Source organism: Haloflavibacter putidus (assembly GCF_006546625.1).
Lineage (GTDB): Bacteria > Bacteroidota > Bacteroidia > Flavobacteriales > Flavobacteriaceae > Mesonia > Mesonia putida.
In genome coordinates this window covers 16228-40414 of the sequence record NZ_VIAR01000001.1, presented here as the reverse complement: position 1 = coordinate 40414, position 24187 = coordinate 16228, and the positions used below count along the sequence as shown (strand labels likewise).

19 protein-coding genes are annotated in these 24187 nt (G+C 36.8%); 4 read left to right on the top strand and 15 right to left on the bottom strand.

What is annotated here, in order from left to right:
* Both FKR84_RS00165 and FKR84_RS00160 read left to right on the top strand, forming a co-directional pair.
* Window positions 1-2325, top strand: coding sequence for a M28 family peptidase (locus FKR84_RS00165; RefSeq protein WP_141420160.1), 2325 nt, complete (start codon window positions 1-3; stop codon window positions 2323-2325).
* Window positions 2318-3127: an NAD(P)H-binding protein gene (locus tag FKR84_RS00160; protein WP_141420159.1), complete on the top strand. Its 810-nt coding sequence runs from the start codon at window positions 2318-2320 to the stop codon at window positions 3125-3127. Before FKR84_RS00165 ends, FKR84_RS00160 begins: the two co-directional genes overlap by 8 nt.
* A gap of 70 nt (window positions 3128-3197) precedes the next feature.
* On the opposite strand, the gene FKR84_RS00155 is transcribed toward FKR84_RS00160, so the two are convergent.
* The 3 genes from FKR84_RS00155 to FKR84_RS00145 are packed head-to-tail and all read right to left on the bottom strand — an operon-like array spanning window position 3198 to window position 6430.
* Complete coding sequence (locus tag FKR84_RS00155) at window positions 3198-5294, bottom strand: M13 family metallopeptidase (protein ID WP_141420158.1); 2097 nt, start codon at window positions 5292-5294, stop codon at window positions 3198-3200.
* Between the two features lie 45 nt (window positions 5295-5339).
* The gene (locus tag FKR84_RS00150; RefSeq protein WP_233357610.1) at window positions 5340-5828 is read right to left on the bottom strand and encodes a nuclear transport factor 2 family protein; all 489 of its coding nucleotides are present in this window, start codon (window positions 5826-5828) and stop codon (window positions 5340-5342) included.
* Window positions 5825-6430, bottom strand: coding sequence for a hypothetical protein (locus FKR84_RS00145; RefSeq protein ID WP_141420156.1), 606 nt, complete (start codon window positions 6428-6430; stop codon window positions 5825-5827). Before FKR84_RS00145 ends, FKR84_RS00150 begins: the two co-directional genes overlap by 4 nt.
* Before the next feature lie 127 nt (window positions 6431-6557).
* Here FKR84_RS00145 and FKR84_RS00140 point away from each other — a divergent pair, with 127 nt between their 5' ends.
* Window positions 6558-7505, top strand: coding sequence for an NAD-dependent epimerase/dehydratase family protein (locus FKR84_RS00140; RefSeq protein WP_141420155.1), 948 nt, complete (start codon window positions 6558-6560; stop codon window positions 7503-7505).
* A 573-nt stretch (window positions 7506-8078) separates the two neighbouring features.
* The gene (locus FKR84_RS00135) at window positions 8079-9815 is read left to right on the top strand and encodes a T9SS type A sorting domain-containing protein (RefSeq protein ID WP_233357609.1); all 1737 of its coding nucleotides are present in this window, start codon (window positions 8079-8081) and stop codon (window positions 9813-9815) included.
* Between the two features lie 107 nt (window positions 9816-9922).
* On the opposite strand, the gene FKR84_RS00130 is transcribed toward FKR84_RS00135, so the two are convergent.
* The 12 genes from FKR84_RS00130 to tsf all read right to left on the bottom strand — a co-directional run bounded on the left by FKR84_RS00130 (window position 9923) and on the right by tsf (window position 24161).
* On the bottom strand, window positions 9923-10540 hold the full coding sequence (locus FKR84_RS00130; protein WP_141420153.1) for a hypothetical protein: 618 nt from the start codon (window positions 10538-10540) through the stop codon (window positions 9923-9925).
* A gap of 1 nt (window position 10541) precedes the next feature.
* A complete protein-coding gene (rpoN, locus tag FKR84_RS00125) occupies window positions 10542-12002 on the bottom strand; it encodes an RNA polymerase factor sigma-54 (RefSeq protein WP_141420152.1) in 1461 nt (486 codons plus the stop codon).
* A 278-nt stretch (window positions 12003-12280) separates the two neighbouring features.
* A complete protein-coding gene (locus FKR84_RS00120) occupies window positions 12281-13132 on the bottom strand; it encodes an RluA family pseudouridine synthase (RefSeq protein ID WP_141420151.1) in 852 nt (283 codons plus the stop codon).
* 3 nt (window positions 13133-13135) lie between these two features.
* Window positions 13136-14578, bottom strand: a complete 1443-nt coding sequence (gene asnS / locus FKR84_RS00115) for an asparagine--tRNA ligase (RefSeq protein ID WP_141420150.1) — start codon at window positions 14576-14578, stop codon at window positions 13136-13138.
* Between the two features lie 416 nt (window positions 14579-14994).
* On the bottom strand, window positions 14995-15660 hold the full coding sequence (locus FKR84_RS00110) for a hypothetical protein (protein ID WP_141420149.1): 666 nt from the start codon (window positions 15658-15660) through the stop codon (window positions 14995-14997).
* Window positions 15661-15665: 5 nt separating this feature from the next.
* Window positions 15666-16268, bottom strand: coding sequence for a hypothetical protein (locus FKR84_RS00105; protein WP_141420148.1), 603 nt, complete (start codon window positions 16266-16268; stop codon window positions 15666-15668).
* Between the two features lie 130 nt (window positions 16269-16398).
* Window positions 16399-16782: a hypothetical protein gene (locus FKR84_RS00100; protein ID WP_141420147.1), complete on the bottom strand. Its 384-nt coding sequence runs from the start codon at window positions 16780-16782 to the stop codon at window positions 16399-16401.
* 148 nt (window positions 16783-16930) lie between these two features.
* Window positions 16931-19333, bottom strand: a complete 2403-nt coding sequence (locus tag FKR84_RS00095) for an efflux RND transporter permease subunit (protein ID WP_141420146.1) — start codon at window positions 19331-19333, stop codon at window positions 16931-16933.
* 62 nt (window positions 19334-19395) lie between these two features.
* On the bottom strand, window positions 19396-21834 hold the full coding sequence (locus FKR84_RS00090) for a DUF5686 and carboxypeptidase-like regulatory domain-containing protein (RefSeq protein WP_141420145.1): 2439 nt from the start codon (window positions 21832-21834) through the stop codon (window positions 19396-19398).
* Between the two features lie 83 nt (window positions 21835-21917).
* Complete coding sequence (gene frr, locus FKR84_RS00085) at window positions 21918-22469, bottom strand: ribosome recycling factor (RefSeq protein WP_141420144.1); 552 nt, start codon at window positions 22467-22469, stop codon at window positions 21918-21920.
* Window positions 22470-22509: 40 nt separating this feature from the next.
* Window positions 22510-23217, bottom strand: coding sequence for a UMP kinase (pyrH, locus tag FKR84_RS00080; protein ID WP_141420143.1), 708 nt, complete (start codon window positions 23215-23217; stop codon window positions 22510-22512).
* A gap of 119 nt (window positions 23218-23336) precedes the next feature.
* The gene (gene tsf, locus FKR84_RS00075) at window positions 23337-24161 is read right to left on the bottom strand and encodes a translation elongation factor Ts (RefSeq protein WP_141420142.1); all 825 of its coding nucleotides are present in this window, start codon (window positions 24159-24161) and stop codon (window positions 23337-23339) included.
* Window positions 24162-24187 lie beyond the last annotated feature (26 nt).

Sequence of the window (24187 nt, the reverse complement as noted above, 5' to 3'; positions counted from 1 at the left end):
GTGAAACAATATCTAACAAAATTATTGGTTTTAATAGGCTTGGTGCTTTTAACTTTCTACAGTTTTTACAGCATTATGCCGCACATTGGCGACCAAACAAAATTAGCTTCTGGTTTTTCTTTACGGAAAGCACAAAAGCACGTAAATAAAATTGGTGCAAAGCCACATTCCATCGGTACCAAGCAACACAGTTTGGTGCGCAATTATATTGTAGACCATTTGCAACAAATGGACTTAGAAGTGCAAACGCAAAAAGGTTATTACCTAAGTAAGTTTGGCACGTTTACCGCTCCCGAAAATATTATAACCAAAATACCCGGTACCAATCCGCAGCCGGGCAGCGATTTGTTATTATTAACACATTACGATAGTGCGGTACATTCTTCGCCCGGGGCCAGTGATGCCGGTTCTGGCATAGCAGTTATATTAGAAAGTCTACGTGTTTTTCTTGCCAAAGAAGAGAAGTTTAAAAACAATATTATAATTTGCTTTACAGATGCCGAAGAAATTGGTCTTAACGGCGCCGGCTTGTATGTAAAAGAACATCCTTGGGCGCGCGATATTGGTTTGGTTTTAAATTTTGAAGCTCGCGGCAGTGGCGGACCTTCCAACACGATTTTAGAAACCAACGCCGGTAACACCAAATTAATTCAAGCTTTTGCAAAAGCCGAGATTCCGTTTCCAAACGCTACTTCTTTAATGTATAGCGTGTACAAAAAACTACCAAACGATACAGATTCTACCATATTTAGGGAAGAAGAAAATATTCCCGGTTTCTTTTTTGCTTTTATAGACGATCATTACGATTATCATACCGCCAACGACACCGCACAAAATTTAGATAAAAATAGTTTAGCGCATCAGGCCACGTATTTAATGGGCGCGCTGCCGCATTTTGCCAATATAGATCTAAGCAATTTACGATCTGTAGATGAAGAAGTTTACTTTAATTTTCCGATTTTAAATTTTGTACATTATTCTTATTACTGGATTTTGCCGCTTTTATTACTCGCTTGGTTACTGTTTATTGGTCTTATTTTTTACGCTTTTAGAAAAAAACGTCTTAACGGAAAATACGTAGCCAAAAGCTTTATACCATTTTTAGCAAGTATGCTAATCTGCGGAGTCTTAGCATATTTTGGGATGAAGTTTATCTGGCAACTCTACCCGCAATACCAAGAAAATTTAAACGGTTTTACCGCCAATGGGCACGATTATATTGCGGCTTTTGTCGCGTTAAGTTTTGCGGTTCTGTTTTATGTTTATAGTTATAAAATAAAAAAAAGATATCGCCCTTCTTTACTAGTAGCGCCGTTATTTATTTGGCTGTTACTTAATACTATTTTGGCAGTTTTTTTAAAAGGAGCAAGCTATTTTATTTTGCCGGTATACATTAGTCTAATTGCATTTTTCTTTTCCGTAAAGCAAGGGCAACCCAATTTGTTTTTTATGCTATTACTTTCTGCGCCGGCTATTTTTATTTTTGCGCCGCTAATTCAGTTTTTTCCGGTTGGTTTAGGTTTAAAAATGTTGGTAATAAGTGCAATTTTATGTGTTTTGGTTTTTGGCTTGTTATTGCCCATTTTTAATGCTTTTAAAATAAAGAAAATTTTGGCCGGTCTGGCACTTTTAATAGCTGTATTCTATTTTGGTAAAGCGCATCTTAGTGCCGATTTTAGTAAAGACAATAAAAAACCAAACAGCTTGCTGTATTTGTATGATAAAGAAGAAAATAGTGCCTCTTGGCTTACGTATGATAAAATGCCGGACAATTGGACCGGACTTTATATGAAAGATGCGCAAAAGGCAGATCTTGGTGCAATATTTCACAGTAAATACCAAAATACATTTACCTATTCTTCGCCGGCGCCAATAAACAATATTCCTTTGGCAGATTTTAGCGTGCAAATAGATCCTTCGCAAAAAGATTTTAACCGCTTTCGCATACAGATAAAACCCCGTCGTAAAATTAATAGAATGGAGTTTTTCTTAGATAAGCAAATAGAGGTTAAACAACTTTCCCTTAACGGGAAAACGGCGTCTGCGCTAAACTCTGAAGAAGAAACACGAAATTATTTTTATGACAACCGCCAAAGCGATAGATTATTTACGTATTATGCTATAGACAGAGATATTTTGGAAATAGAGTTACAACTCAGTAAGAATCGTTTTCCTGAATTATCATTTTATTCGGCGAGCAATGATTTGTTACGGAATAGATGGTTTAATGTAAAAGCCAGGTCGAAAAGTATGATGCCCAAGCCCTTTATCTTAAACGATGCGATTATTACTAAACAAACAATAAATCTACAAGCTTATGAATAAAACTTGTGCCATATTAGGCTGCGGATGGTTAGGATTTCCCTTAGCCAGAAAACTCGTAAAAAGTGGTTATAAAGTGCACGGTTCTACCACTTCTGCAGAAAAATTAAACGCTTTGGAAGTTGAGGGAATAGTGCCTTTTCAAATTGCCTTGACGGAAAAAGCCGTGGAAGGTAAAATAGAAGCTTTCTTAGAAAACGTACATTTTTTAATTATAGATATTCCGCCGGGTTTACGAAAACAACCAACATCTGATTTTGTTCAAAAAATAAAAAATCTATTGCCGTTTATTGAGAAATCTCGTGTAGAAGAGGTGGTTTTTGTTAGCTCTACTTCTGTATTTAAAAATACAGACGAAATGCCCATTTACAAAGAAGACGATAAACCCAATGCCACCTCAGAAGCCGGTATACAATTGCGCGCAGTAGAGGAGTTGTTGTTAGAAAATTCTAATTTTAAAACAACTATCGTACGTTTTGGCGGTTTGCTTGGCGGAAAGAGACATCCCGTAAAATTTCTGGCAGGCAGAGAAAACGTATCCAATCCGGAAGCTCCTGTAAACCTTATAAGAAGAGAAGATTGTATAGCGCTTTTACAAACAATTTTAGAGAGTATAACCTATTTGCCAATTGTACACGGCGTTTTTCCTTATCATCCGCAAAAGCAATTTTATTATGCAGACAAAGCAAAAGAATTTGATTTGACGGAGCCACAATTTAACAGCGAAAAAACTTCTGTAGGCAAACACATTTCTTCGGAAATCACGATGCAAGCTTTAGATTTTAATTTTCGGTACCAACCATAAAAAAAATCCTCCGTAATTTTCCGTAAAGAAAAAACAGGAGGATTTTTATAGCTTCTAAAAAAGCATTTTTTTACCAGATAGAAACGCGTTTTTCTGGTTCTATATACATATCATCGCCTTTTTTAATGTCAAAAGCTTCGTAAAAAGCATCTACGTTTTGTAAAGGAACGTATGCTCTATACATTCCCGGAGAATGCGGATCTGTTTTGATTTTAGATTTTAAAGCTTCGTCACGCATTTTGGTTCTCCAAATAGTAGCCCAAGACATAAAGAAGCGTTGCTCTGGTGTATAACCGTCAATTTTTCCCGGACGACCATTTGCTTCGTAATATTTTTGTAAACCATCGTAAGCGGCTAAAACGCCTCCAAGATCGCCAATATTTTCTCCTAACGTAAAATCGCCGTTAATGTAAACATCTTCCAAAACTTCTATATCGCTATATTGGGTGGCAAGTTGTTTTCCGCGCACGGTAAATTGTTTAAGGTCTTCTTCTGTCCACCAATTGTTAAGGTTTCCATCGCCGTCAAAACGAGCTCCACTATCGTCAAAAGCGTGCGAAATTTCGTGCCCGATTACCGCTCCAATTCCGCCATAATTTACAGCTTCGTCTGCTTTATAATTATAAAACGGCGGTTGCAAAATAGCAGCAGGAAAAACAATCTCGTTGTTAAACGGATTAAAATAAGCATTTACCGTTTGCGGAGACATTCCCCATTCTGTTTTGTCTACCGGCTCGTTTATTTCAGATAAATTATCTTGGTAACTCCAATTGGCAATTGCTACCCTGTTTTGGTAATAATTATTATTGGCGTTAACTTCTAATTCTGAATAATCTTCCCACTTATCTGGATAACCTATTTTTACAGTAAACTTATCTAACTTTTCTATCGCTTTGGTTTTAGTATCCGGACTCATCCATTCTACTTGATTTATTCTATCTTCAAAAGCGCTTATTATGTTTGCAATCATTTTTTCTGCTTTGGCTTTTGCTTCCGGCGGGAATTTTTGATCTACGTATAATTTCCCTAAAGCCTCACCAATACTGTTGTTTACAGTTTTTAAAGCACGCTCACGAATAGGACGTTGTTTTTTTGCTCCATTTAAGGTTTTGCTGTAAAAGTCCCAATTTGCCTTTTCAATTTCTGTACTCAACTCGCTTGCAGAACTATTTAAAGTTGCCCAACGCATAAGTGTTTTTAGATCTTCCAGCTTGTCTTCTGTAAAGATTTTTTGCAACTCATCCATATATTTAGGTTGCATTACCAAAACGGTATCCAGTTCTTTTTCTACGCCCAAATCTTCTATCCATTTTTCCCAGTTTATAGCAGGAACCATTTTAGAAACTTGGTCTATAGAACGCGGATTGTTAAAATTTCTAAAGTCACGACTGGCTACTTTGTCTAAACGTGGTGTTGCCAAGCGGGTTTCTAAAGCCAAAATGGTCTTGGCTTGTTTTGCAGCTTCTACTTCAGAATCGCCTAAAAATTGTAGCATTCTAGTAATATGCTCTTTGTATTGTTGGCGTATTTTTTTTGCAGCTTCGTCTGTATCTGTATAATAATCTCTATCTGGTAAGCCTAAACCTCCCGGTGCGATGTAAGCAGAATTTATATCGCTATTGGTAGGATTAGAAAAAGCTGTTAAACCAAAAAACGGATCGGATATTACCGCTGTGTTCTTAGCTTTTACCGTCTGCAAATCTGCCAAACTTTCTATATTAGCAATTTTGTCTAAAGCAGGTTGCAAAGGTTTAATGCCGGCTTTGTTACGCGTTACCGTATCTAACTGCGACTGAAACAAAAAGATGGCTTTTGCTTGATCTGTGTTACTAGCATATTTATCGCTTTTTTCGGCAGCATCTAAAATTGCCAATACATCGTTATCGGTATTTTTACGTAAAATTTGAAAGCCGCCCCAAGAAGTGCGATCGCCGGGAATTTCGGTTTCTTTTAGCCAATTTCCGTTTACAAAATTATAAAAGTCGTGCTGCGGACTTACTGAATTATCTATATAATGTAAATCTAAACCGGGATTTTTCTCGGTGCTTTCAGCAAGTACTTCTGTATTTTGCTCGTTAGTGACATCTTGTTTTTCGCCGGTTTTACAAGCAACTAAGCTTAGACTGGCGGCGGTAAACAATAGGCCGTGTTTTAGTTTTAATTTCATTTAAAAATTGAGTTTATTGTTGATTTTCTGTAAGTAAGACTAAAATTAGTCGGTTTGGTTTAATTTTCCTAACTGTTTTTTATCTAGAGCTTCTTTAAGTTGAGTAACTTCTCGAGCTTTTTCATTGGGAATAGCAAACGACAAAACATAATGTTTTATTTTCCAATTTTTGTCCGTGCGCTCTAAAACTCCAGAACCACGTACCAAGCCCATATGTGGGGAGTCGAGCAATTCATCAAACCAAAGAAGATTTTTGTTTTCGCTATATATAATATTGCGTTTTAAAGGTACAAAAGTCCAACCTTGGCCATTATCAAAATAAGGTTTTGCAAAAACTTTAAATTCTTTTTTTGTCCAGCGTTCTGTAGCATCTGTACCAATATACACCGCATCTTTTGCCATTAATGTAAAGTATATCTCAAAATTAGCATTGGCGGCTGCTTGGTGCCATTTATCTAAAATTGCACCTGGTGTTTTTTGCGCTTTCGCGGAAAGAAACGAAGCAAGAATAAAAAAGAAAAGTAGTTTTTTCACGATGTTGGTTTAAGAGGTTCTGTAGTAGACCGCAGACTATCTTTTGCAGGAAGACTATCTGGTTGTATGGCGCGTTCCAACTCTTTTTCTATATCTTCTAAATTCTTTAAAAACACTTCGTTTAATTGAATTTTTAAATTTTGAAACGCTGCATAAATTTCTTTGGCAAGGCTTTCAATGGTTTGAGGTTTGGTGCTTGGAGTGCTCAAATTTTGTCTTAGCATAGCCGTTTTGGTTTTTAAAACACGTATTCTGGCTTGTATAGCTTTTTCTTGAAAAACTTCAGGCAAGGTCTTTTCAACTTCTTGTATACTATTTAATAAGTTATTGCAATTATTTGCTACTTCTTGCAACTTGGCTTCGTCTAAACGTTTTACTTCGTTTTGTAAGGTTAAAAAAGCCGGCCAATTGGCAAGATTTTTTTGCGCCTCCGGCAAAAGATTTACTTTCTCTAAGCTGTCTAAATTTATTTGTTGTTGCAAGGCCTCGGCATATTTTTCCGTAAAGGAAAGCGGCGCTTTTTGTTTCTCTTGAGAAGTGTTGCAGGCTGTCATCAAAATCGAGCAACCTATAATAAAACTATACTTAAAAAATCTATTCATAAAGCGGATTAATAACTGCAAAAGATACAAATTTTTATGTTAGCAATTTCCAAAATCATTTTGCAGACAGCAAGAAAAATCGTTTTTTTGACAGTTGAAATTCTTTAGCAACAAAAGTAAATAAACTATGGCGATTAAAACATTAATTATTGGCGCATGTGGCCAAATAGGCACCGAACTCACCTTAAAATTACGCGAACAGCTAGGGAGTGATAATGTTATAGCCAGCGATATTAGAGAAGGCAGCGAAGATTTGATGCAATCTGGTCCGTTTGAAACCTTAGACGCCACCAATTATAAAGCTATAGAAGATATTGTAATGCATTATGAAATTGACGAAGTGTATTTGATGGCGGCGATGCTAAGCGCTACGGCAGAAAAATTTCCTATGCGCGGCTGGAATTTGAATATGGATTCGCTTTTTAATGTGTTGAATTTAGCTAAAGATAAAAAAGTAAGTAAAGTGTTTTGGCCATCCAGTATTGCGGTTTTTGGACCTACAACGCCTAAAAATAATACGCCGCAAACCACCGTTATGGAACCTACTACCGTTTACGGAATTAGTAAACAAGCCGGAGAAAGATGGTGTGAATATTACCACAAACGCTACGATGTAGATGTACGAAGTATACGTTATCCCGGTTTGATAAGTTATAAAACCTTACCCGGTGGCGGAACAACAGATTATGCCATAGAGATTTTTCACGAAGCTTTAAAAAGCAAAAAGTACACGTCTTTCTTAGACGAAAATACCGCTTTGCCTATGATGTTTATGGACGATGCGATAAAAGCAACCATAAGTTTGATGGAAGCCCCGCCCGAAAACTTAAGCATACGTTCTTCGTACAACTTAGGCGGCATTAGCTTTACGCCGAAAGAATTGGCTGCAAGCATACAAAAAGAAATCTCGGAATTTAAAATAGACTACGCGCCAGATTTTAGACAACCAATCGCAGATTCGTGGCCATCTAGCATAAACGACGAGCAAGCACAAGAAGATTGGAACTGGAAACACGAGTACGATTTGGAAAAAATGACCAAAGCAATGCTTAATGGGTTGAAATCTAGGGATTAGGGATTAGGTGTTAGGAAATAGGAATTAGGGATTAGGGATTAGGTGTTAGGAATTAAATTCCGCTTGCAGCGAATAGCGTTTTTTGTTCGCCGTGGTATATTAAACTCCAATTCTCACTGCTGAAAGTGTTTTCCGCTTAAAGCTTATAGCGTAAAGCGTTTTTAGTTTAGCGTTATTTGCAGGATACCAAATTCTGTTTCTAAGTTTTTATTCCGCGTACAGCTTACAGCATTTTTGTTTTTAGTTGGTCGTTGAGCGTTTTTCGTTTGACGTTTTTTGCTTACAATTCAAGCAAAATTTCCGTTTGCCACAATCCCCAATGGAGCGAAAATTTGAAATTGCCGAAGCACGGTTTGAAATTTTGAACCAATAAAGGTGTTTTATATAATTAGGAGTTGTTTTTATTAAATTAATCTAAAATTTATGTAGATTTATGTTTTAAAACGACTTTTTTAGCGTTTAACCAACTTAATTATGAAAATTATCCACCTATTTCTAAACAGTTCTGTATTATGTTTCGATATATGCAAAAAAAGAAGTGTAAGGTTTTTCTTCTTTATACTACTTTTTCCAATGTTATTAAGCGCCCAAGACTGGCAATGGATAAAACGCGGTGGTTCTACCAGTACTATTAGTACTACCTCCTATCGCCAAGAAGAAGTATATGATATGCATACCGATAGCGAACAAAATGTGTATATAATATCTTCTGTAGGTTGGTGGAGCATCAATATTGATGGTAACCCAAAAGAATATTATGGTAATACTGCTTTTGAAAATCCCAACTATGCCCTTACCAGTTTTAGCTGTGACGGCACTTACCGCTGGTCCAAAATAATTGGTGGGGGGGGGCAGTCGCAAAACCCGCCTTATTTTCAAGTAGGTTCAAATGACAATATATATGTAGCGGGCAAATTTGGCAGCTGTAACGGTATGGATAGTTACCCCCCCCGCATAGAAGACGACATAATCTTGCCCCAAAGCCAAAGCAGCTGCCAAACTTTGTTTTTGGTAAAATTTGATACAGACGGTAATTTACTATGGCTTAAACAGCCCCAAGAGCCCGGGCATCAAACCGATGTACTTTCCAATACTCTTTCTCGTGATTTTACCTCGGATGAAGCTGGTAATTTATATTGGGCAGTATTTATACCGCCAGGCATTTATGCCAATGGTGCATTTGTCAACACACAAGAAGGAGTTAATTATTTTATTTTAAAATACAATACGGCAGGCGACTTTTTGGAAGCTATACCCATTGATATTACGGTGGAACTTTATGGAGTATCAAATCTCAAATTTTACCGTAACCCATACAACGGAAATTTTTATTTTACCAGCCGTCTTGACCCTACCCAAGAAAATGCGACCGTGGGGGGGCAGCCGGTCAACCATTCCTTTTTTTTGGCCTCTTTTGATGAACAGGGAAATTTCTTGTGGAAACGTGAAAATACCTCCACTACTTATGCTTTTTCCATACAAGTTTATAATTTGGCTTTTGACAGTTCCAACAATATCTACCTAGGGGGCAAACTTACCGGCTTTGAGTACCAAGATAGTTTCTTGGGATTTTATGTAGATGGAGATATCAGTCCGAGTTATGTTATGAAAACAGACCCCACAGCAGAAAATTTGCTTTGGGCTTCCCATAGTAATGGGCTTGGTGCCCCACCGGCAATTAATAGTAATGGTAATGGAAAAAATGATGGTGCAATTATAGTTGCTAACGATGAGGTTATTTTTACCGGAGGTGGCAGAGGCCAAGGCTACACCTGGGCAGGACAAACATTAGATATAAATCTTCATGCATTTGATGTTGTTTTTGCTCGGTTTGATGTGACAACTGGTAATTGTTTAGAGCTTACACATATTCCCAGTAATGACAATAATAGTGAAGGCGGCACTGCCCTAGCCGTAGATGCCGCAGGGGATTATTTGGTAGGCGGTGGTTTTAGTTATAATTTAATAGATGCCGCTGGCAATGAGGTTTATAACGTTGGCGGACAAAGTGATTTTTTTGTTGCCAAATATGCCACCCAAGACTGTAATACGCCCGTGGCAAGTGTAGAAGGTTTTGGGTACGACCTTATTAAAGCCTACCCCAACCCCACCAAAAGCAGTTTAAGTATAGAAGTACAACAACCTACCCGTTACCAGCTTTTTACCCTAAACGGACAGCTCTTGGCAAAAGGCAAGCTCAACAAAACCCAAAATAACATTTCTTTAGAAAATTTATCCAGCGGTTTGTATTTATTGGAATTGCAAACTAAAGACGGCAAAAAACAAACCCTAAAAGTGGTAAAAGAATAGGCTTAGTCGTGGTAGGGATTAGGTGGTAAGAATTAGGTAGTAGGAATTAAATACAGCTTACAGCATAAAGCGTAGAGCCTATAGCGTAAAACTTACAGCTAAAAAAACTAATACGCTACTTTCAGGTAAAAAAGATACAAAGCTACTTGCGGTAAAGCGCCAACCAAAATACCAACCAATAATTGGGTATTGGTATGCGCTTTTGCATGTAAACGGGAAGCTGCGGTCCAGCCTAAAGCAAAAATGAGTAAGGCCAACCAATAGCCTAAATTGGTGGAATAGAGCAAACTTAAATTGATGATAAATAATAAAAGTCCGCTTATGCCAATCATATGCAAGCTTAATTTATAACCAATTATCGAAAGGAAAAGTGCAGCGCAACACGCATATAAAATACCGCTAAAAAAATAGAACAACTCCGGAAAAACCTCGCTATCTACTATAAAATTATTGGTGGTTAAAATCAGTAACGAAAAAAACAATAGGGGTAAACGTCTTTCCTTTACTTTTTCTATCTCTAAGCTTTTTATAAGTCCTAAGTTTTTCAGTAATAAGAAAAAAACTATGGGTATAAATACGGTAAGAATACTAATGGCAAGAATTTTTGCTTTAACCAAAGAAACCGGAAAAAACCGCGGACTTAAATAAAAGTAGAAAATACAGCCAACAATTGGCATCCAAAGCGGATGAAATAAATAGGAACCGAGCTTTAAGAAAAACCGCATCTTAGATTTCTTTGCGTAAACGTGCCACAGGAATATCTAACTGCTCGCGGTATTTGGCAACCGTTCGGCGGGCAATTGGGTAACCTTTATCTTTTAAAACCTTAGCCAGTTTTTCATCGGTTAGGGGCTTTTTCTTGTCTTCTTCGTCTACGCTTATTTCCAGAATCTTTTTAATCTCGCGGGTAGAAACATCTTCTCCCTGATCGTTTTTCATCGACTCTGAAAAGAATTCTTTAATCAGTTTTGTACCGTAAGGCGTATCTACATATTTACTGTTGGCAACGCGCGATACGGTAGAAACATCCATATCTATTTCTTCTGCAATGTCTTTTAAAATCATAGGTTTTAAGTCGCGCTCATCGCCACTTAAAAAATATTCTTTTTGGTGCTCTATAATCGCGCTCATCGTTACAAATAAGGTCTCTTGGCGTTGCCGTATTGCCTCAATAAACCATTTTGCGGCATCTAATTTTTGTTTGATAAACATTACCGCATTTTTCTGCTCTTTGGTTTTTTTCTTGCTTTCTTTATAGCCTTTTAGCATATTGTTGTATTGGCGCGAAACGTGCATTTGCGGTGCGTTTCTTCCGTTTAGGGAAAGTTCTAATTCACCATCTTTAATCTTTATGGTAAAATCTGGCACCACGTGTTCTACAATTCTTGTATGACTACTATAAGAGCCTCCCGGTTTCGGGTTTAAATGTGCTATTTCTTCTATAGCTGCCCGCAACTCGTCTTCAGAAATATTGAATTTATGCAGTAGTTTTTTGTAATGTTTTTTACTGAAAGGGTCAAAAGCATCGGTCAAAATTTCGATAGCCAAATCTACAGCTGCGGTAATTTTTTTTCGCTTTAGCTGAATAAGCAAACATTCTTGTAAAGAACGCGCAGCAACGCCTGCCGGATCTAATTTTTGTACCAGGCCCAAAATACGTTCTACGGTTTCTTCGTCTGTATATATGTTTTGCGTAAAAGCCAAATCGTCTACAATATCTGCTACTTCGCGTCTTATATACCCGCTTTCGTCAACGCTGCCAACTAAAAACTCTGCAATTTTGCGCTCTTCTTCTTCCAGACGAAAGGTTTGCAATTGTGTTTTTAAATATTGCGCAAAAGAAGTTCCGGAAGCATACGGCACTTTTTTATCGTCGTCATCGTCTTTGCTGTAATTATTGGCTTGTAAACGATAACTTGGTATCTCATCATCGCTTAAATATTCGTCTACATCAATTTCTGTTTCGATTACTTCGTGCTCGTCTTCGCTGCCTTCGTTTTTAAACTCTTCGTCAAATTCTGCCTCTTCATTTTTTTCTTTTCCGCTGTCTAAAGCCGGATTGTCTTCCAATTCTTGCTTAACGCGTTGTTCAAACGCTTGCGTGGGTAATTGTATCAACTTCATCAGCTGTATTTGCTGTGGTGATAGCTTTTGCGAGAGCTTAAAATTTAATTGCTGTTTGAGCATAATGATTTATCTAAAAGGCTTCTTACAAAAATAACAAAATTGGTATGACAATTGCTACCAAAATTTTGTTAAGCTTCGGAAAAGATAAGATAAGAAGAAAAATCTATTTTCTTTCTATAAACTTTTTAAAAGACTTTAGAATTTCGTAATCAAATTACTTTTAAGGGGTTGAAGAGGCAAGGGGTTAAAACCCCTTGTAGTAGGATTTTCGCATAGTTTAACGGGAATAGATATTAACCAAACTTAGTTAAAACCCCTTGTTATGTTTTTTACTGTTTCTATTTTTCTTCCATAAACTTTTGAAATGCTTTAGGGATTTCTGCTGTAAAGTTTAGTTTTTCTTTGGTGATAAAATGTTTGAATTTTAAAGAATGCGCGGTAAGCAAAATGCCTTTTACCGTTTCTGTAGAGCCGTATTCTTTATCGCCAACAATAGGAAAATTGTTGGTAGATAGGTGAATGCGCAATTGGTGCGTCCTGCCACTTTCCGGAAATAATTCTACCAAGGCATATTCTTTTTCTGCTTTACGGAAGTTTTTTAGGCGAGTAAATTCCGTAAAGGCATTTTTATTTTCAATGGTATTATCAAAACTACCTTTTTTCGGTATTTCTCCCGAAACAATTGCCAAATAGCTTTTTTCTACCGTGCGATTTTCGAAAGCCAAGCTTAAATGGGTTTTGGCGTTTTGGGTTTTGGCAATTAGTAGAAGTCCGCTGGTAGGATTATCTAACCTATGTACGGCAGTTGGGTAAGGGAGGGCGTCTTTTTGCGTGGAAGTTTTTAAATTATACGCCAAGGCATTTTCTATAGTTTTAAAATAATTGCCATTGGTTGGGTAGCCGGCCGGTTTATGAATTACCGCCAAAAAATCGTCTTCAAAAACTACCGGTAATCTTAATTTAAAAATTTTCTTTTGCTTAATTTCTTCCGCCAAGAGCTCTAAAATCTGCCCTTCTTGTATCCAATCTCCGGTGTTTGCCGCTTTTCCGTTAAGTAAAATACGTTCTTTTTTAATGGCTTTTTTTACCGAAGAACGCGTGGGTAAGCTATCAAAAACTTTAGAAGCATATTCCTGCAAACGTATTTTTTCAACGTCTGCAGGAACTATATGTTTTTCTATGCTGAACAAAGTCTAAAATTCGGCATTTTTTGGGGTTCTTGGGAAAGGAATCACATCGCGAATATTGCTCATTCCGGTTGCAAATAAAACCAAACGCTCAAAACCTAAACCAAAACCGCTGTGTACGCAAGTACCAAATTTGCGGGTGTCTAAGTACCACCACAATTCTTTTTCGTCTACATCTAACTCTTTCATTTTGGCTTGCAAGACATCCAAACGCTCTTCTCTTTGCGAGCCGCCAACCATTTCGCCAATACCGGGAAATAAAACATCCATAGCGCGTACGGTTTTGCCGTCTTCGTTAAGACGCATATAAAAGGCTTTGATGTCTGCCGGATAATCAAATAAAATTACGGGACATTTAAAGTGCTTTTCTACCAAATAGCGTTCGTGCTCGCTTTGTAAATCTGCTCCCCAATCTTCAATTACATAATCAAATTTCTTTTTCTTGTTGGGTTTAGAATTGCGTAAAATTTCGATAGCCTCGGTATAACTCACGCGTTTAAAATTGTTTTCTGTAATAAAACGCAATTTCTCGCGCAATTGCATAGGAGCGCGGTCTTTTTCTGGCTTGCTTTTATCTTCTTGGATTAACCTATTTTCTAAAAACTCTAAATCGTTGTCACAGTTTTCTAATACGTAGTTTAAAATGTATTTTATAAATTCTTCGGCTAAATCCATATTGCCATCCAAATCGCAAAAAGCCATTTCGGGTTCTATCATCCAGAATTCTGCCAAGTGGCGCGAGGTGTTGGAGTTTTCTGCTCTAAAAGTTGGTCCAAAGGTGTAAACTTGTCCTAAACCCATGGCGTAAGCCTCGGCTTCTAACTGGCCGCTAACGGTAAGATTGGTTTCCTTGCCAAAGAAATCTTGTTTAAAATCTATTTTGCCGTCTTCGGTTTTTGGTAAATCTTCTAAATTGAAATTGGTAACCTTAAACATTTCGCCGGCGCCTTCTGCATCGCTACCGGTAATAATGGGCGTGTTTACGTAGTAAAAACCTTTTTGGTTAAAATATTGGTGCACCGCATACGAAAGTTTGGAACGCACCCGCATAATTGCTCCAAAAGTATTGGTGCGAACGCGTAAATGCGCTTGCTCGCGCAGTTTTTCTAAACTGTGGCGTTTGGGTTGTAAGATGGTTTTTTTAACTTCATCCGGATTGGCTTCGCCCAAAATTTCTATTTCTTTTACATCTATCTCTACGCGCTGGCCTTTGCCTTCGCTTTCTTTTAGCTCTCCTTTTACAGCTATGGCGGCGCCAATATTTATGCGTTTTAAAACTTCTTCCGGGGTATTATCAAAATCTACCACGCATTGCAAATTATGTAAGGTAGAGCCATCGTTTAACGCGATAAAGCGATTACTGCGAAATGCGCGTACCCAACCTTTTACGGTATATTCTTGTAACAAATGCTCGGTTTGCAATAAGTCTGCAATCTTGGTATCTCTCATGCTTTCAAATTTTAATAAGCCACAAATATAGTTGTTTGGGCAAAGCTTATAAAATAACCGACCTAAAATTAGGGCAAAATCTGGTTATGGGATTTTAAGTTAATTATAAAATTAAAAATGAAGGCTTTAACGGGATAGGAATTCTTGTATAAAATTAAGCTTTTCGGTAAGCTACGACTTGCTTTTGTCTTTTTTAAGAACGGGTTGCTAATTTATTTTTTATGGAAAAGTCACGTATTATTCCACGCAAAGAGCGCAAAGGAAAAAACGCAAAGCAGCGCAGAAGTATTCTTGCTATAAATTCATGTCTTTGCTTGTTTTGTGATTGCGTGAATTCGTTGCGAGGAACATCTTTATGCTTTAAAGGTAAGTTTTCTACAGAAAAATAAGTAAAGCGTATTTACAAAGAGAAATTATTATTCTAACCTATATTTTACCGAAAAATGTGGGTAGTTGATAAAGTCTTTAAAAACTACGCCGCCTTCAAAATCTTCTTTCCCTGAAAAGTTTGGTAACGAAGAATGGTAACTCAGCACATCTTTAAACACTACTAAAAATAACCATTGTTTAGAGGCGGCCAAGCTAACGCCCACGTCTAGATACGATTTAAAATACGAATTATCACCGCTTAGTTGCAAGTTGCTATTTTCTTCTTTTGTTTTAAAATAGTTATAATTTCCTCCGATTTCCGTAAAGATATGTACTTGTTCAATTATTGGTAAATGGTAAGCTGCTTGCAGACCAATTTTATAATTTTGCGATGCGCTGCTAAAATTGGCGCTGTCTTCTTCAAAATAGGCATAGCCAAAACCCAGTTGGGCGCCAACCAAAAAATTATCGAAGAGGGCATAATCTATTTGCGGAACGATTTCTGCCTTTACGGAATTATTGATTTCTTGACCTAAATAAGTGGCTTCGTTAAGGCGCGCGAGTTCATTATCATAAAAAGTGAGACCTGCTTTTGCGCCAACCCAAATACTGTTTTTAGGAATATAGGAAGTATTGTTAGCGTTTTGTGCCAAAATGCTTACAACGGGAAACAACCCGGCAAGGAGAAAAAATAGAAGTTTGCGGTGTATCATACAATTTAAAAAATGGCATTATCCCAAATATCGGGAATATTATGGAGTTCTTCCAAATCCATAGAAACAATTATAAAATTGATGTTGTATTTTTCTTTTAAGTCTTTTACACGGTTGAGTTCCGGTTGCATAAAAGCTCCTACTTTTTTGCTGTATAAAACGAACGAAACAATTTCATCTTCCGGAAAAGTATAGTTTTCTTTAGTTTTAATTGACTTTAAGACCAAGTCATCGTACGTTTTTTCGCCTTTTAAAAAATCTTCTATTTCTTCTTTAGATATAGATTTATCGGCTCCGCAAGTATTTAATGGCACGGTAGCGCCATTTTTATTAGTTACCATAATTTTATCTATAGAAGTAGATTGGTTTCCTTTTACAAAAGACACTATAGAAGCCTGTATGTTTTGTAAAAAAGTACTATCAGATTCCGTTGAAACGTAATAAAAATGCTTCTTGTCTATTTTTGTAGCTTTAGAAAGGCTATCTAAGTAAACTTCTGAAGAAGGTCTCTTTTCGGAAGTTTTACTTGGGTTTTTAAATTCTATGCTTATACAAGAACTGCAAAAAACCACGATGCAGATCAAGCATAGGTTGTAAAATTTATTCATAATTTTTTTTAATCACTTAGTAAATTACGAAAATTATCTATAAAGGTAGAATTAGCTTGAGCTAAAAATTTATTCGTGATTTTTCTTAATTTAAGAAAGTTGAAGATAGCAAGACAAATCTTACGCAGCCTTAGTTTAAATTAACAGCATGCGTACGGCCTTTTAACTTGCGTTTATTAAAGGCTGTAACCCGGAGTTGATCTTGTTTGCTTAGAATTACGTAAACAACAACGGGAAGGCCAAAAGCAAAATATACCAAATCGTTTTCTGTAAAAAACCAAAAATAAAGGCTGATGAATAGTGTTGCCGTGAAAGTAATTCCGGTGAGCAAAACAGGTGTTTTTGACTCTTTGGCATATAATTCATCTACGTGAAATTGCCTATTAGAGCCACAATTCTTGCAATTAATTTTTTTTGTTTCGCCATCGCGCATTGCAAACTCTACCCGGGTCGTGGCTTCTGTACGATAACTTATTTCAGCTTTACAACTTTTGCAATTTCCGTAAATTTTCATTTTATATATTATCTAATTACTGCTTTCCTTATAACAATTAGTATACGATTCTTAATCAGACCTAACTTTATAAAGCATTAATTTGTTTTTAAGCACAGTTCATTTTGAAGAAATGAATTTTGCTTTTTTATAGAAATTAAATTGGTAATTATTCCTTATTATCCGCAATCTCTTCTTCCTCATCGTCTATAATTTTAAGATGAGGTTCTTTTAAAGTTTCTTTGTTGGCGATGCTTTTTTCCAACGAAAGTAGAAGAGAAGGTAAAAGCAATAAATTAGATAGCATAGCAAAAAGCAAGGTGGTAGAAACCAGGCCGCCCAAAGCAACTGTGCCGCCAAAGCTACTTATCATAAATACCGAAAAGCCAAAAAACAAGACAATAGAAGTATAAAACATACTCACCGAAGTTTCGCGTAAAGCGGCAAAAACAGATTTTTTAATCTTCCAGTTATTCTGTTTAAGCTCCTGCCGGTATTTTGCCAAAAAGTGAATGGTATCATCTACAGATATCCCAAAAGCAATACTAAACACCAAAATGGTAGAAGGTTTTATCGGGATGCCAATAAAGCCCATCATTCCGGCGGTAATTAGAAGTGGTAAGAGGTTTGGAATAAGCGAAATTATTATCATTTTAAACGACCGGAACATCCAGGCCATAAAAAGTGCAATTAACAAAATGGCAAGCGAAAGCGATATAATAAGGTTTTTGATTAAATATTTGGTTCCTTTTTGAAAAACCAAGGCTTTCCCGGTCATTTTTACATCGTAACGCTCCGGCGGAAAAATCTTGTTTATTTTAGGCCATAAATTGGCTTCAATGCGCTCCATTTCATCCGTGCCAACGTCTTTCATAAAAACGGTCATCCGTGCGAATTGGCCGGTACTGTCTACATAAGCATCTAATATATTACCTTCGCCTTCTAAAGTTTTTAGGTACGGAAAGATAAAATTACGCTCTTGCCGGGTAGGGAGCTGGTAGTATTTTGGCTTGCCGTTATAATAGGCTTGCTTACTGTATTTTACCAAATTTAAAACCGAAACAGATTTAGAAAGCTCCGGAATATCTACCATAAGCTCGTCTAATTTTTGCATCTTTTTTAAAGTAGAAAGTTTTAAAACGCCTTGTTTGCGGTTGGTGTTAATTAAAAACTCCATTGGCATAATGCCATCAAATTCTTCTTCAAAAAACTCAATATCTTTAAAAAATTGCGCTTCTTTTGGCATATCTTCCAACAAACTGCCGGAAACTTTTATGGTATAAATGCCAATTATACTGGCTACCAGAGCTATAATTGACACAATATAAATACTTATACGACGGTTTTTTACCATCCCGGTAATCCAGTTTACAAAACCTTCTAACCAGGTTTTGCCCAAATGCTTTAAATGCCGCTCTTTTGGTAAGGCCAGATAACTGTAGATTATGGGGATAATAAGCAAACTCAATATAAAAATGGCCAGAATGTTTATAGATGCCACAATACCAAATTCTTTAAGAAGCGTACTTTCGGTTAAAATAAAAGTAGCAAAACCCGAAGCGGTAGTTACGTTGGTCATTAAAGTAGCATTACCAACTTTGGTAATAACGCGCTGCAACGATTTGGCTTGGTTCCCGTGGTTCTTAATTTCCTGCTGGTATTTATTGATAAGAAAAATACAATTGGGAATACCAATTACAATAATAAGTGGCGGAATTATAGCAGTTAAAACCGTGATTTCGTAATGCAACAAACCTAAAATTCCAAACGCCCACATTACTCCAATAATTACGGTAAGCATAGAAATTAAGGTTGCCCGGATAGAGCGAAAAAAGAAAAAGAAAATAAGGCTGGTAACCAAAAGTGCTCCGCCAACAAACCACTGTATTTCGTCTATAATGTTTTGCGAATTAAGCGTGCGAATGTAGGGCATTCCGGACACGCGAATATCCATTCTGGTTTCTGTTTCAAAATTTTCTATTAGCGGTACCAAATCGTTTAGAACAAAGATCTTTCGTTCTTTAGAATTGACTACTTCTTTATCCATATACACCGCGGTTTGCACGGTGTTAGAATGTTTGCTGTAAACCAAACCTTCGTAAAAAGGCAATTTTTCAAACAGCTCGTTTTTATAGTCGGCAATGGTATCTTTAGAAGAAATACCGGAATCTATGAGCGGTACCAACTCAAACCTGTTGGGATTACTGAATTTTTTTAACTTTTTTAAATTGCCAATGCCAATGGTATATTCTACCGCAGAAAAAGAATCTAATTTTGTGGCTAACTTATTCCAAGCTTGAAAGTTTTTTGGCGTAAATAGAGCAGAATCGTTGGTGGCAATAACGATGAGGTTGCCTTCTTCTCCAAATTTATCTAAAAATTTTTGGTATTCTTGGTTTACCGGATGGTCGTCCGGCAGCAAGTTGGCTTCGGTGTAAGAGAAGCGCATATTTTTCCATTGCATTGCCAAAAAAACAGTCATTCCCAAAACCAGTAATAAAATAATTACCCGGTTTCTTAAAATAGTTCTGGCTACAATGTTCCAAAATCCGAAGCTGAATAGTTTAAACATAGCTTAAAATTAGCGGTTGCAAAGGTATAAAATGCTTGTTAATTAAAGCTTAAAAACGCTAATTAAAGCTTAAAATAAAAAGTAAACTTAAACGAAAGGTTGTCGTCCCACTGGGGTAAATGATAAGCACCATAGCGGTAAGCAAAGCTTAAACCAAATCCGTAAAGTATTTTATTAATTTCAAAACCAGACTCAGAGTAGCCGTGTTCTAAGGTGTTGAAGTTTAGTCCGTAATGTTTATCTACATCGCTCATATTGCCAATGGCGTGTCTGCTAATCAATACCACTTGCGGCTTGCTGTATTTACCGAAATCAAATTCCCTAAAAAAATGTTTCACCTGTAAGCTAGCCAAACGATCGCTAAAAAATTCGCTAAAAAACATGGTTTCAAAAGTTCTTCGTCCTGCTACTGAAAACCTGTTTAAAACTGTTTCTTTATTAGGATTATTGGGAAAAGCGTGAAAACTATGCGTAAGCGGAACCTCGCCGGTTACATAATCTCCTTCTAAAATAAACTCGGTGTTGTTTTGGGTAATCCGATTGATGGTATAATTTATTTTGGCGCCCAATTTGGTAAAGCTGTAATCGCCATCTAAGACATTGCTAAAAGCTTGCGTGGCTTGGAAAGAGATTTGTGGGTAGCCAACTTCCAGCTCTATCGTTTTATCCGGTGCTTTTAAATAGGTGCTAAAAGGCGACCATCTTAACGATACGGTAGCTTCTGAAAGCGTATAATCTTTGTAAAATTTGCCTTCATGCTCGTAGCGGTATGAGCCGGTTTGGGTAATATCGCTTTTAGAAATTTTCCACTCACTCATTAAATTGGGAGAAAAACGGTGCTGCAATGCGGCGCGCCATTGTTTGTATTTGTAGTAAAAATTAATGTTTACCAAACGCGGCTCAAAAAGCGAATATACGCGGGCATCTGTAAGGTAAAAATAAGAGCCAACTTCGTTAACATCGTCTGTGTAATTTAGGTTTAGCCAAGTGTTTTTTTCTTTGTTAAGTCTAATTCCGCCGCCAAGGCTATACTTAATTGCCCCATCTTTAAAACCGTAAACGCCATAGCCCTCTAATCTAAACTTTTCGGAAAGCTTTGCGTTTGTTTTTCCGCCAAAACCAAGACGTAAACCTTCGTAATCGTTGTATTTTATGAGGGTGCGTAAGTCTACATCAAAAAAACCAATGGGAAAATAACCAATATTAAAGTTTTGAATAATATCTATCTTTCTGGCAATATTCTCTTTTTTTATAATGCTATCTACTTTTTTAAAAGTGGCTTTGTCTCTTGCGGTAAAAGGCAAACTTCTGTTTTCTTGCCAATAAGCTGCAGGTTTTTTAGCAGCATTTGGTACTATAGAAACGGCGCTTTTATTTTTAGGAATGTCTAATTGCGGGTTAAATTGTATGTTTTGATTAGTGCTAACCGATTGTAAAAAAAGGTTTTGTGTTGTTTTTTTTCTTTCGGGAAGGCTTCCTAAAGAAATATTTCCGCCAAAGATGGAAACTTTTTTACCACTTGTACCGGGTTTTAGGGTTAGCGTATTCTTTACGGGAAACCAAATGTCTTCTTCCGGAAAGTATTTAAAATCTTGTTGCGCTTTAATATCTACTTCTCCAACCAATTGCCCCACAGCTTTTTGCAATCCGAAGTTTAAGGTATCTATATATAAAACGCCTTCTAGACCGGCAACTGCTTTTTGCCGCTTGGGCTGAAAGTAAACCAAATAAGCAGGACGTTTGGTTTGGGTAGTGTCTAAAATTTTGTAGCGGTAATTCCTAAAGGAGTTTTTGGTTAAAGGGCCGGCATAATCTGTTCCAAAAACGGTATAATCTTTTTCGTACCAAGATTCCGATTGTATTTTTAGGCTTAACAATTCGTACACAGGACTTTCAAAACCTGCCGTTCTGGTTGCTTTTATTGTTTTTTTTAAACCTTTTTTTTGAGTAAATTTATAAACACTTACTTGCTCTGATAAGTAGGAGCGTCCTTGATTAAAAATGGTTTGTACTTCTGTATTGGTGGTGTCTACTCGTAAAGTTAATAGGCTATCTTCGTCGTCTATAATAGTTTTGCTGTAGTTTTTATAGCTATAGGCATCAAATCTTTCTCTACTATTGTTTTGGGATTTTCTGGCAATAACTTTTGCAATAATTTCTTCGGCAAGTTTGCGGGTTGGGGTAAGAACAATATTTTGCAAAGCTTCACGCTTGGGCGATAAGTTTACCAATAGCTCTTTTTTATCTTTTATTGTAATGGTTTTATTTTGAAAACCGAGATAACTTACAATTATTTTAGAAACCGAATCTGCTACTTTTAAAGTAAATGTGCCATCAACATTGGTAAGACTTGGCGTAAGCGAATGTTGGGTATAAACATTGGCATACGGAAGCGGTTTTTGCGTGTTGGCGTTTAGTACCTTTCCGCTAATTTGCCGGTGTTGACTTACCATAAATAATGGCAGTAGAAACAAACCTATTCCGATAAGGAAACGCAGCATTTATTTATTTTTTAAGTTATCGAAAAATATAAAAAAAAGCGACACTAAGGTCGCTTTAAGTCTTAAATTAGGAATAAAGTCAATTATACCGTCATAATCTCTTTTTCTTTATTCTCTAAGATGTTATCTATTTTTTTGATGTATTTATCGGTAAGTTCTTGTATTTCATTTTCGGCACTTCGCAGTTCATCTTCAGAAATATCTAATTTCTTAAGATCATTATTGGCAGCTTTTCTGTCGTTTCTAACACCAATTTTGGCCTCTTCGCCTACTGCTTTTGCCTGTTTAGCTAGTTCTTTACGGCGTTCTTCGGTAAGTGGCGGCACGCTAATAATTACCATATCGCCATTGTTGGAAGGGTTAAAACCTAAATTGGCTATTTGAATACCTTTTTCAATTTCTTGAATCATAGATTTTTCAAAAGGGGTAACTGTAATAGTCCTGGCATCTGGAGCGTGCACGTTACCAACTTGATTTAAGGGTGTTTGCGAGCCATAATAATCTACCATTACGCTGCTAAGCATAGTAGGGCTGGCTTTGCCGGCACGTATATTAAGCAATTGTTTTTCTAAATGCTTAATGGCCATTTGCATAGACTCTTCTGTACTTTCTATTATAAAATTAACATCTTCCATCTTGTAAATTTATTTTAGGTCTTTTTTGTTATAATTAGGTTTAAAGATTTACTTTGGTGCCTACATTTTCTCCCGAAACTACTTTTAGCAGATTGCCGGGTTTATTCATATCAAAAACTATAATGGGCAATTCATTTTCTTGGCTTAGGGTAAAAGCAGTGGTATCCATAACTTTTAAACCTTTTCGTAATACATCGTCAAAAGTGATAAAATCAAATTTGGTTGCTTCGCGATTTTTTTCCGGATCGGAGGTGTAAATGCCGTCTACCCGGGTTCCTTTTAAAATAACATCGGCATTAATTTCTATTGCTCGCAAAACCGCTGCCGAATCTGTGGTAAAATAAGGATTTCCTGTGCCACCACCAAAAATTACTACGCGACCTTTATCTAAATGGCGCATAGCTTTACGTCTAATAAAAGGTTCTGCAACTTCGTTTATTTTTACAGCAGATTGCAATCTTGTTGGTACATCTGCATCTTCGCAAGCGCTTTGTAAAGCCAAACCATTTATTACGGTGGCCAGCATACCCATATGGTCTGCTTGCACACGATCCATACCTTTACTGGCACCGGCTACGCCTCTAAAAATATTTCCGCCGCCAATTACTATGGCAACTTCAATACCTTTATCGGTTACGCTTTTAATTTCTTGGGCGTAATCTGCCAAGCGCTCGGGGTCAATTCCGTACTGGCGTTTTCCCATTAAAGCTTCGCCGGAGAGTTTTAAAAGAATTCGTTTATATTGCATAGGTTGTGTTGATAAGTTTTGCAAATATAGTGATAATCTTTTTGCGCAAAAGCATTGCATAAAAAAACCACTTTATCAAGATAGATAAAGTGGTTTTTTCTAGAATTTTAATAAAAATTTTAGCCTAAAGCTACACGCTCGAAACCTACAACTTTTACGTCTTTTCCTAAAGATTGTACGTGTTCTTGCACGGTAGTTTTACTGTCTTTAATAGATACTTGGTTTACCAAAGTATTGTCTTTATAAAAACGTTTTATTTTACCTTGAGCAATTTTATCTAACATTTCTTCTGGTTTGCCTTCTTTGCGCAACGTTTCTTTTGCTATTTCTATTTCTTTATCTACAACGTCTTGTGGTACGCCGTCTTCGTTTAAAGCAATAGGATTCATAGCAGCAGCTTGCATAGAAACGTCTTTTGCAACATCTTCTGCGCCATCAACCGCTTTAGACAAGCCGGTTAATACAGCAATTTTGTTACCGGCGTGAATGTAAGAACCTACAAATGGAGCTTCTAAAGTTTTAAAAGCACCAATTTCTATTTTCTCACCAATAACTCCGGTTTGCTCGGTAAGTTTTTCTTCTACGCTAAGACCTTTAAAATCTGCGTTTAAGAATTCTTCTTTAGAATTGTAATCTAAAGCCAAGCCAGCAAAATCGTTAGCCAATTGTATAAAGTCTTCATTTTTAGCAACAAAGTCTGTTTCGCAATTTAAAGAGATAATTACTCCGCGGGTTTTGTCATCGTTTACTTTTGCAATAGCAGCTCCTTCAGAAGATTCTCTGTCGGCGCGCTTAGCAGCAATTTTCTGACCTTTTTTACGAAGCACTTCAATTGCTTTATCATAATCACCATCTGCCTCTACAAGAGCTTTTTTACAGTCCATCATTCCGGCACCGGTGGTTTTTCTTAATTTATTTACTTCAGCAGCAGTTATCTTAGCCATATTTTTTGTGTTTTATAGTTTGAAAA

What these genes read in the sequence shown, in the direction of transcription:
- tsf (WP_141420142.1), bottom strand. Translation starts at nt 24,161, where the DNA reads ATGGCTAAGATAACTGCTGCTGAAGTAAATAAATTAAGAAAAACCACC.
- FKR84_RS00130 (WP_141420153.1), bottom strand. Translation starts at nt 10,540, where the DNA reads ATGCGGTTTTTCTTAAAGCTCGGTTCCTATTTATTTCATCCGCTTTGG.
- FKR84_RS00140 (WP_141420155.1), top strand. Translation starts at nt 6,558, where the DNA reads ATGGCGATTAAAACATTAATTATTGGCGCATGTGGCCAAATAGGCACC.
- rpoN (WP_141420152.1), bottom strand. Translation starts at nt 12,002, where the DNA reads ATGCTCAAACAGCAATTAAATTTTAAGCTCTCGCAAAAGCTATCACCA.
- FKR84_RS00095 (WP_141420146.1), bottom strand. Translation starts at nt 19,333, where the DNA reads ATGTTTAAACTATTCAGCTTCGGATTTTGGAACATTGTAGCCAGAACT.
- FKR84_RS00135 (WP_233357609.1), top strand. Translation starts at nt 8,079, where the DNA reads ATGTTATTAAGCGCCCAAGACTGGCAATGGATAAAACGCGGTGGTTCT.
- FKR84_RS00110 (WP_141420149.1), bottom strand. Translation starts at nt 15,660, where the DNA reads ATGATACACCGCAAACTTCTATTTTTTCTCCTTGCCGGGTTGTTTCCC.
- FKR84_RS00090 (WP_141420145.1), bottom strand. Translation starts at nt 21,834, where the DNA reads ATGCTGCGTTTCCTTATCGGAATAGGTTTGTTTCTACTGCCATTATTT.
- FKR84_RS00105 (WP_141420148.1), bottom strand. Translation starts at nt 16,268, where the DNA reads ATGAATAAATTTTACAACCTATGCTTGATCTGCATCGTGGTTTTTTGC.
- FKR84_RS00155 (WP_141420158.1), bottom strand. Translation starts at nt 5,294, where the DNA reads ATGAAATTAAAACTAAAACACGGCCTATTGTTTACCGCCGCCAGTCTA.
- asnS (WP_141420150.1), bottom strand. Translation starts at nt 14,578, where the DNA reads ATGAGAGATACCAAGATTGCAGACTTATTGCAAACCGAGCATTTGTTA.
- FKR84_RS00100 (WP_141420147.1), bottom strand. Translation starts at nt 16,782, where the DNA reads ATGAAAATTTACGGAAATTGCAAAAGTTGTAAAGCTGAAATAAGTTAT.
- FKR84_RS00145 (WP_141420156.1), bottom strand. Translation starts at nt 6,430, where the DNA reads ATGAATAGATTTTTTAAGTATAGTTTTATTATAGGTTGCTCGATTTTG.
- FKR84_RS00160 (WP_141420159.1), top strand. Translation starts at nt 2,318, where the DNA reads ATGAATAAAACTTGTGCCATATTAGGCTGCGGATGGTTAGGATTTCCC.
- pyrH (WP_141420143.1), bottom strand. Translation starts at nt 23,217, where the DNA reads ATGCAATATAAACGAATTCTTTTAAAACTCTCCGGCGAAGCTTTAATG.
- frr (WP_141420144.1), bottom strand. Translation starts at nt 22,469, where the DNA reads ATGGAAGATGTTAATTTTATAATAGAAAGTACAGAAGAGTCTATGCAA.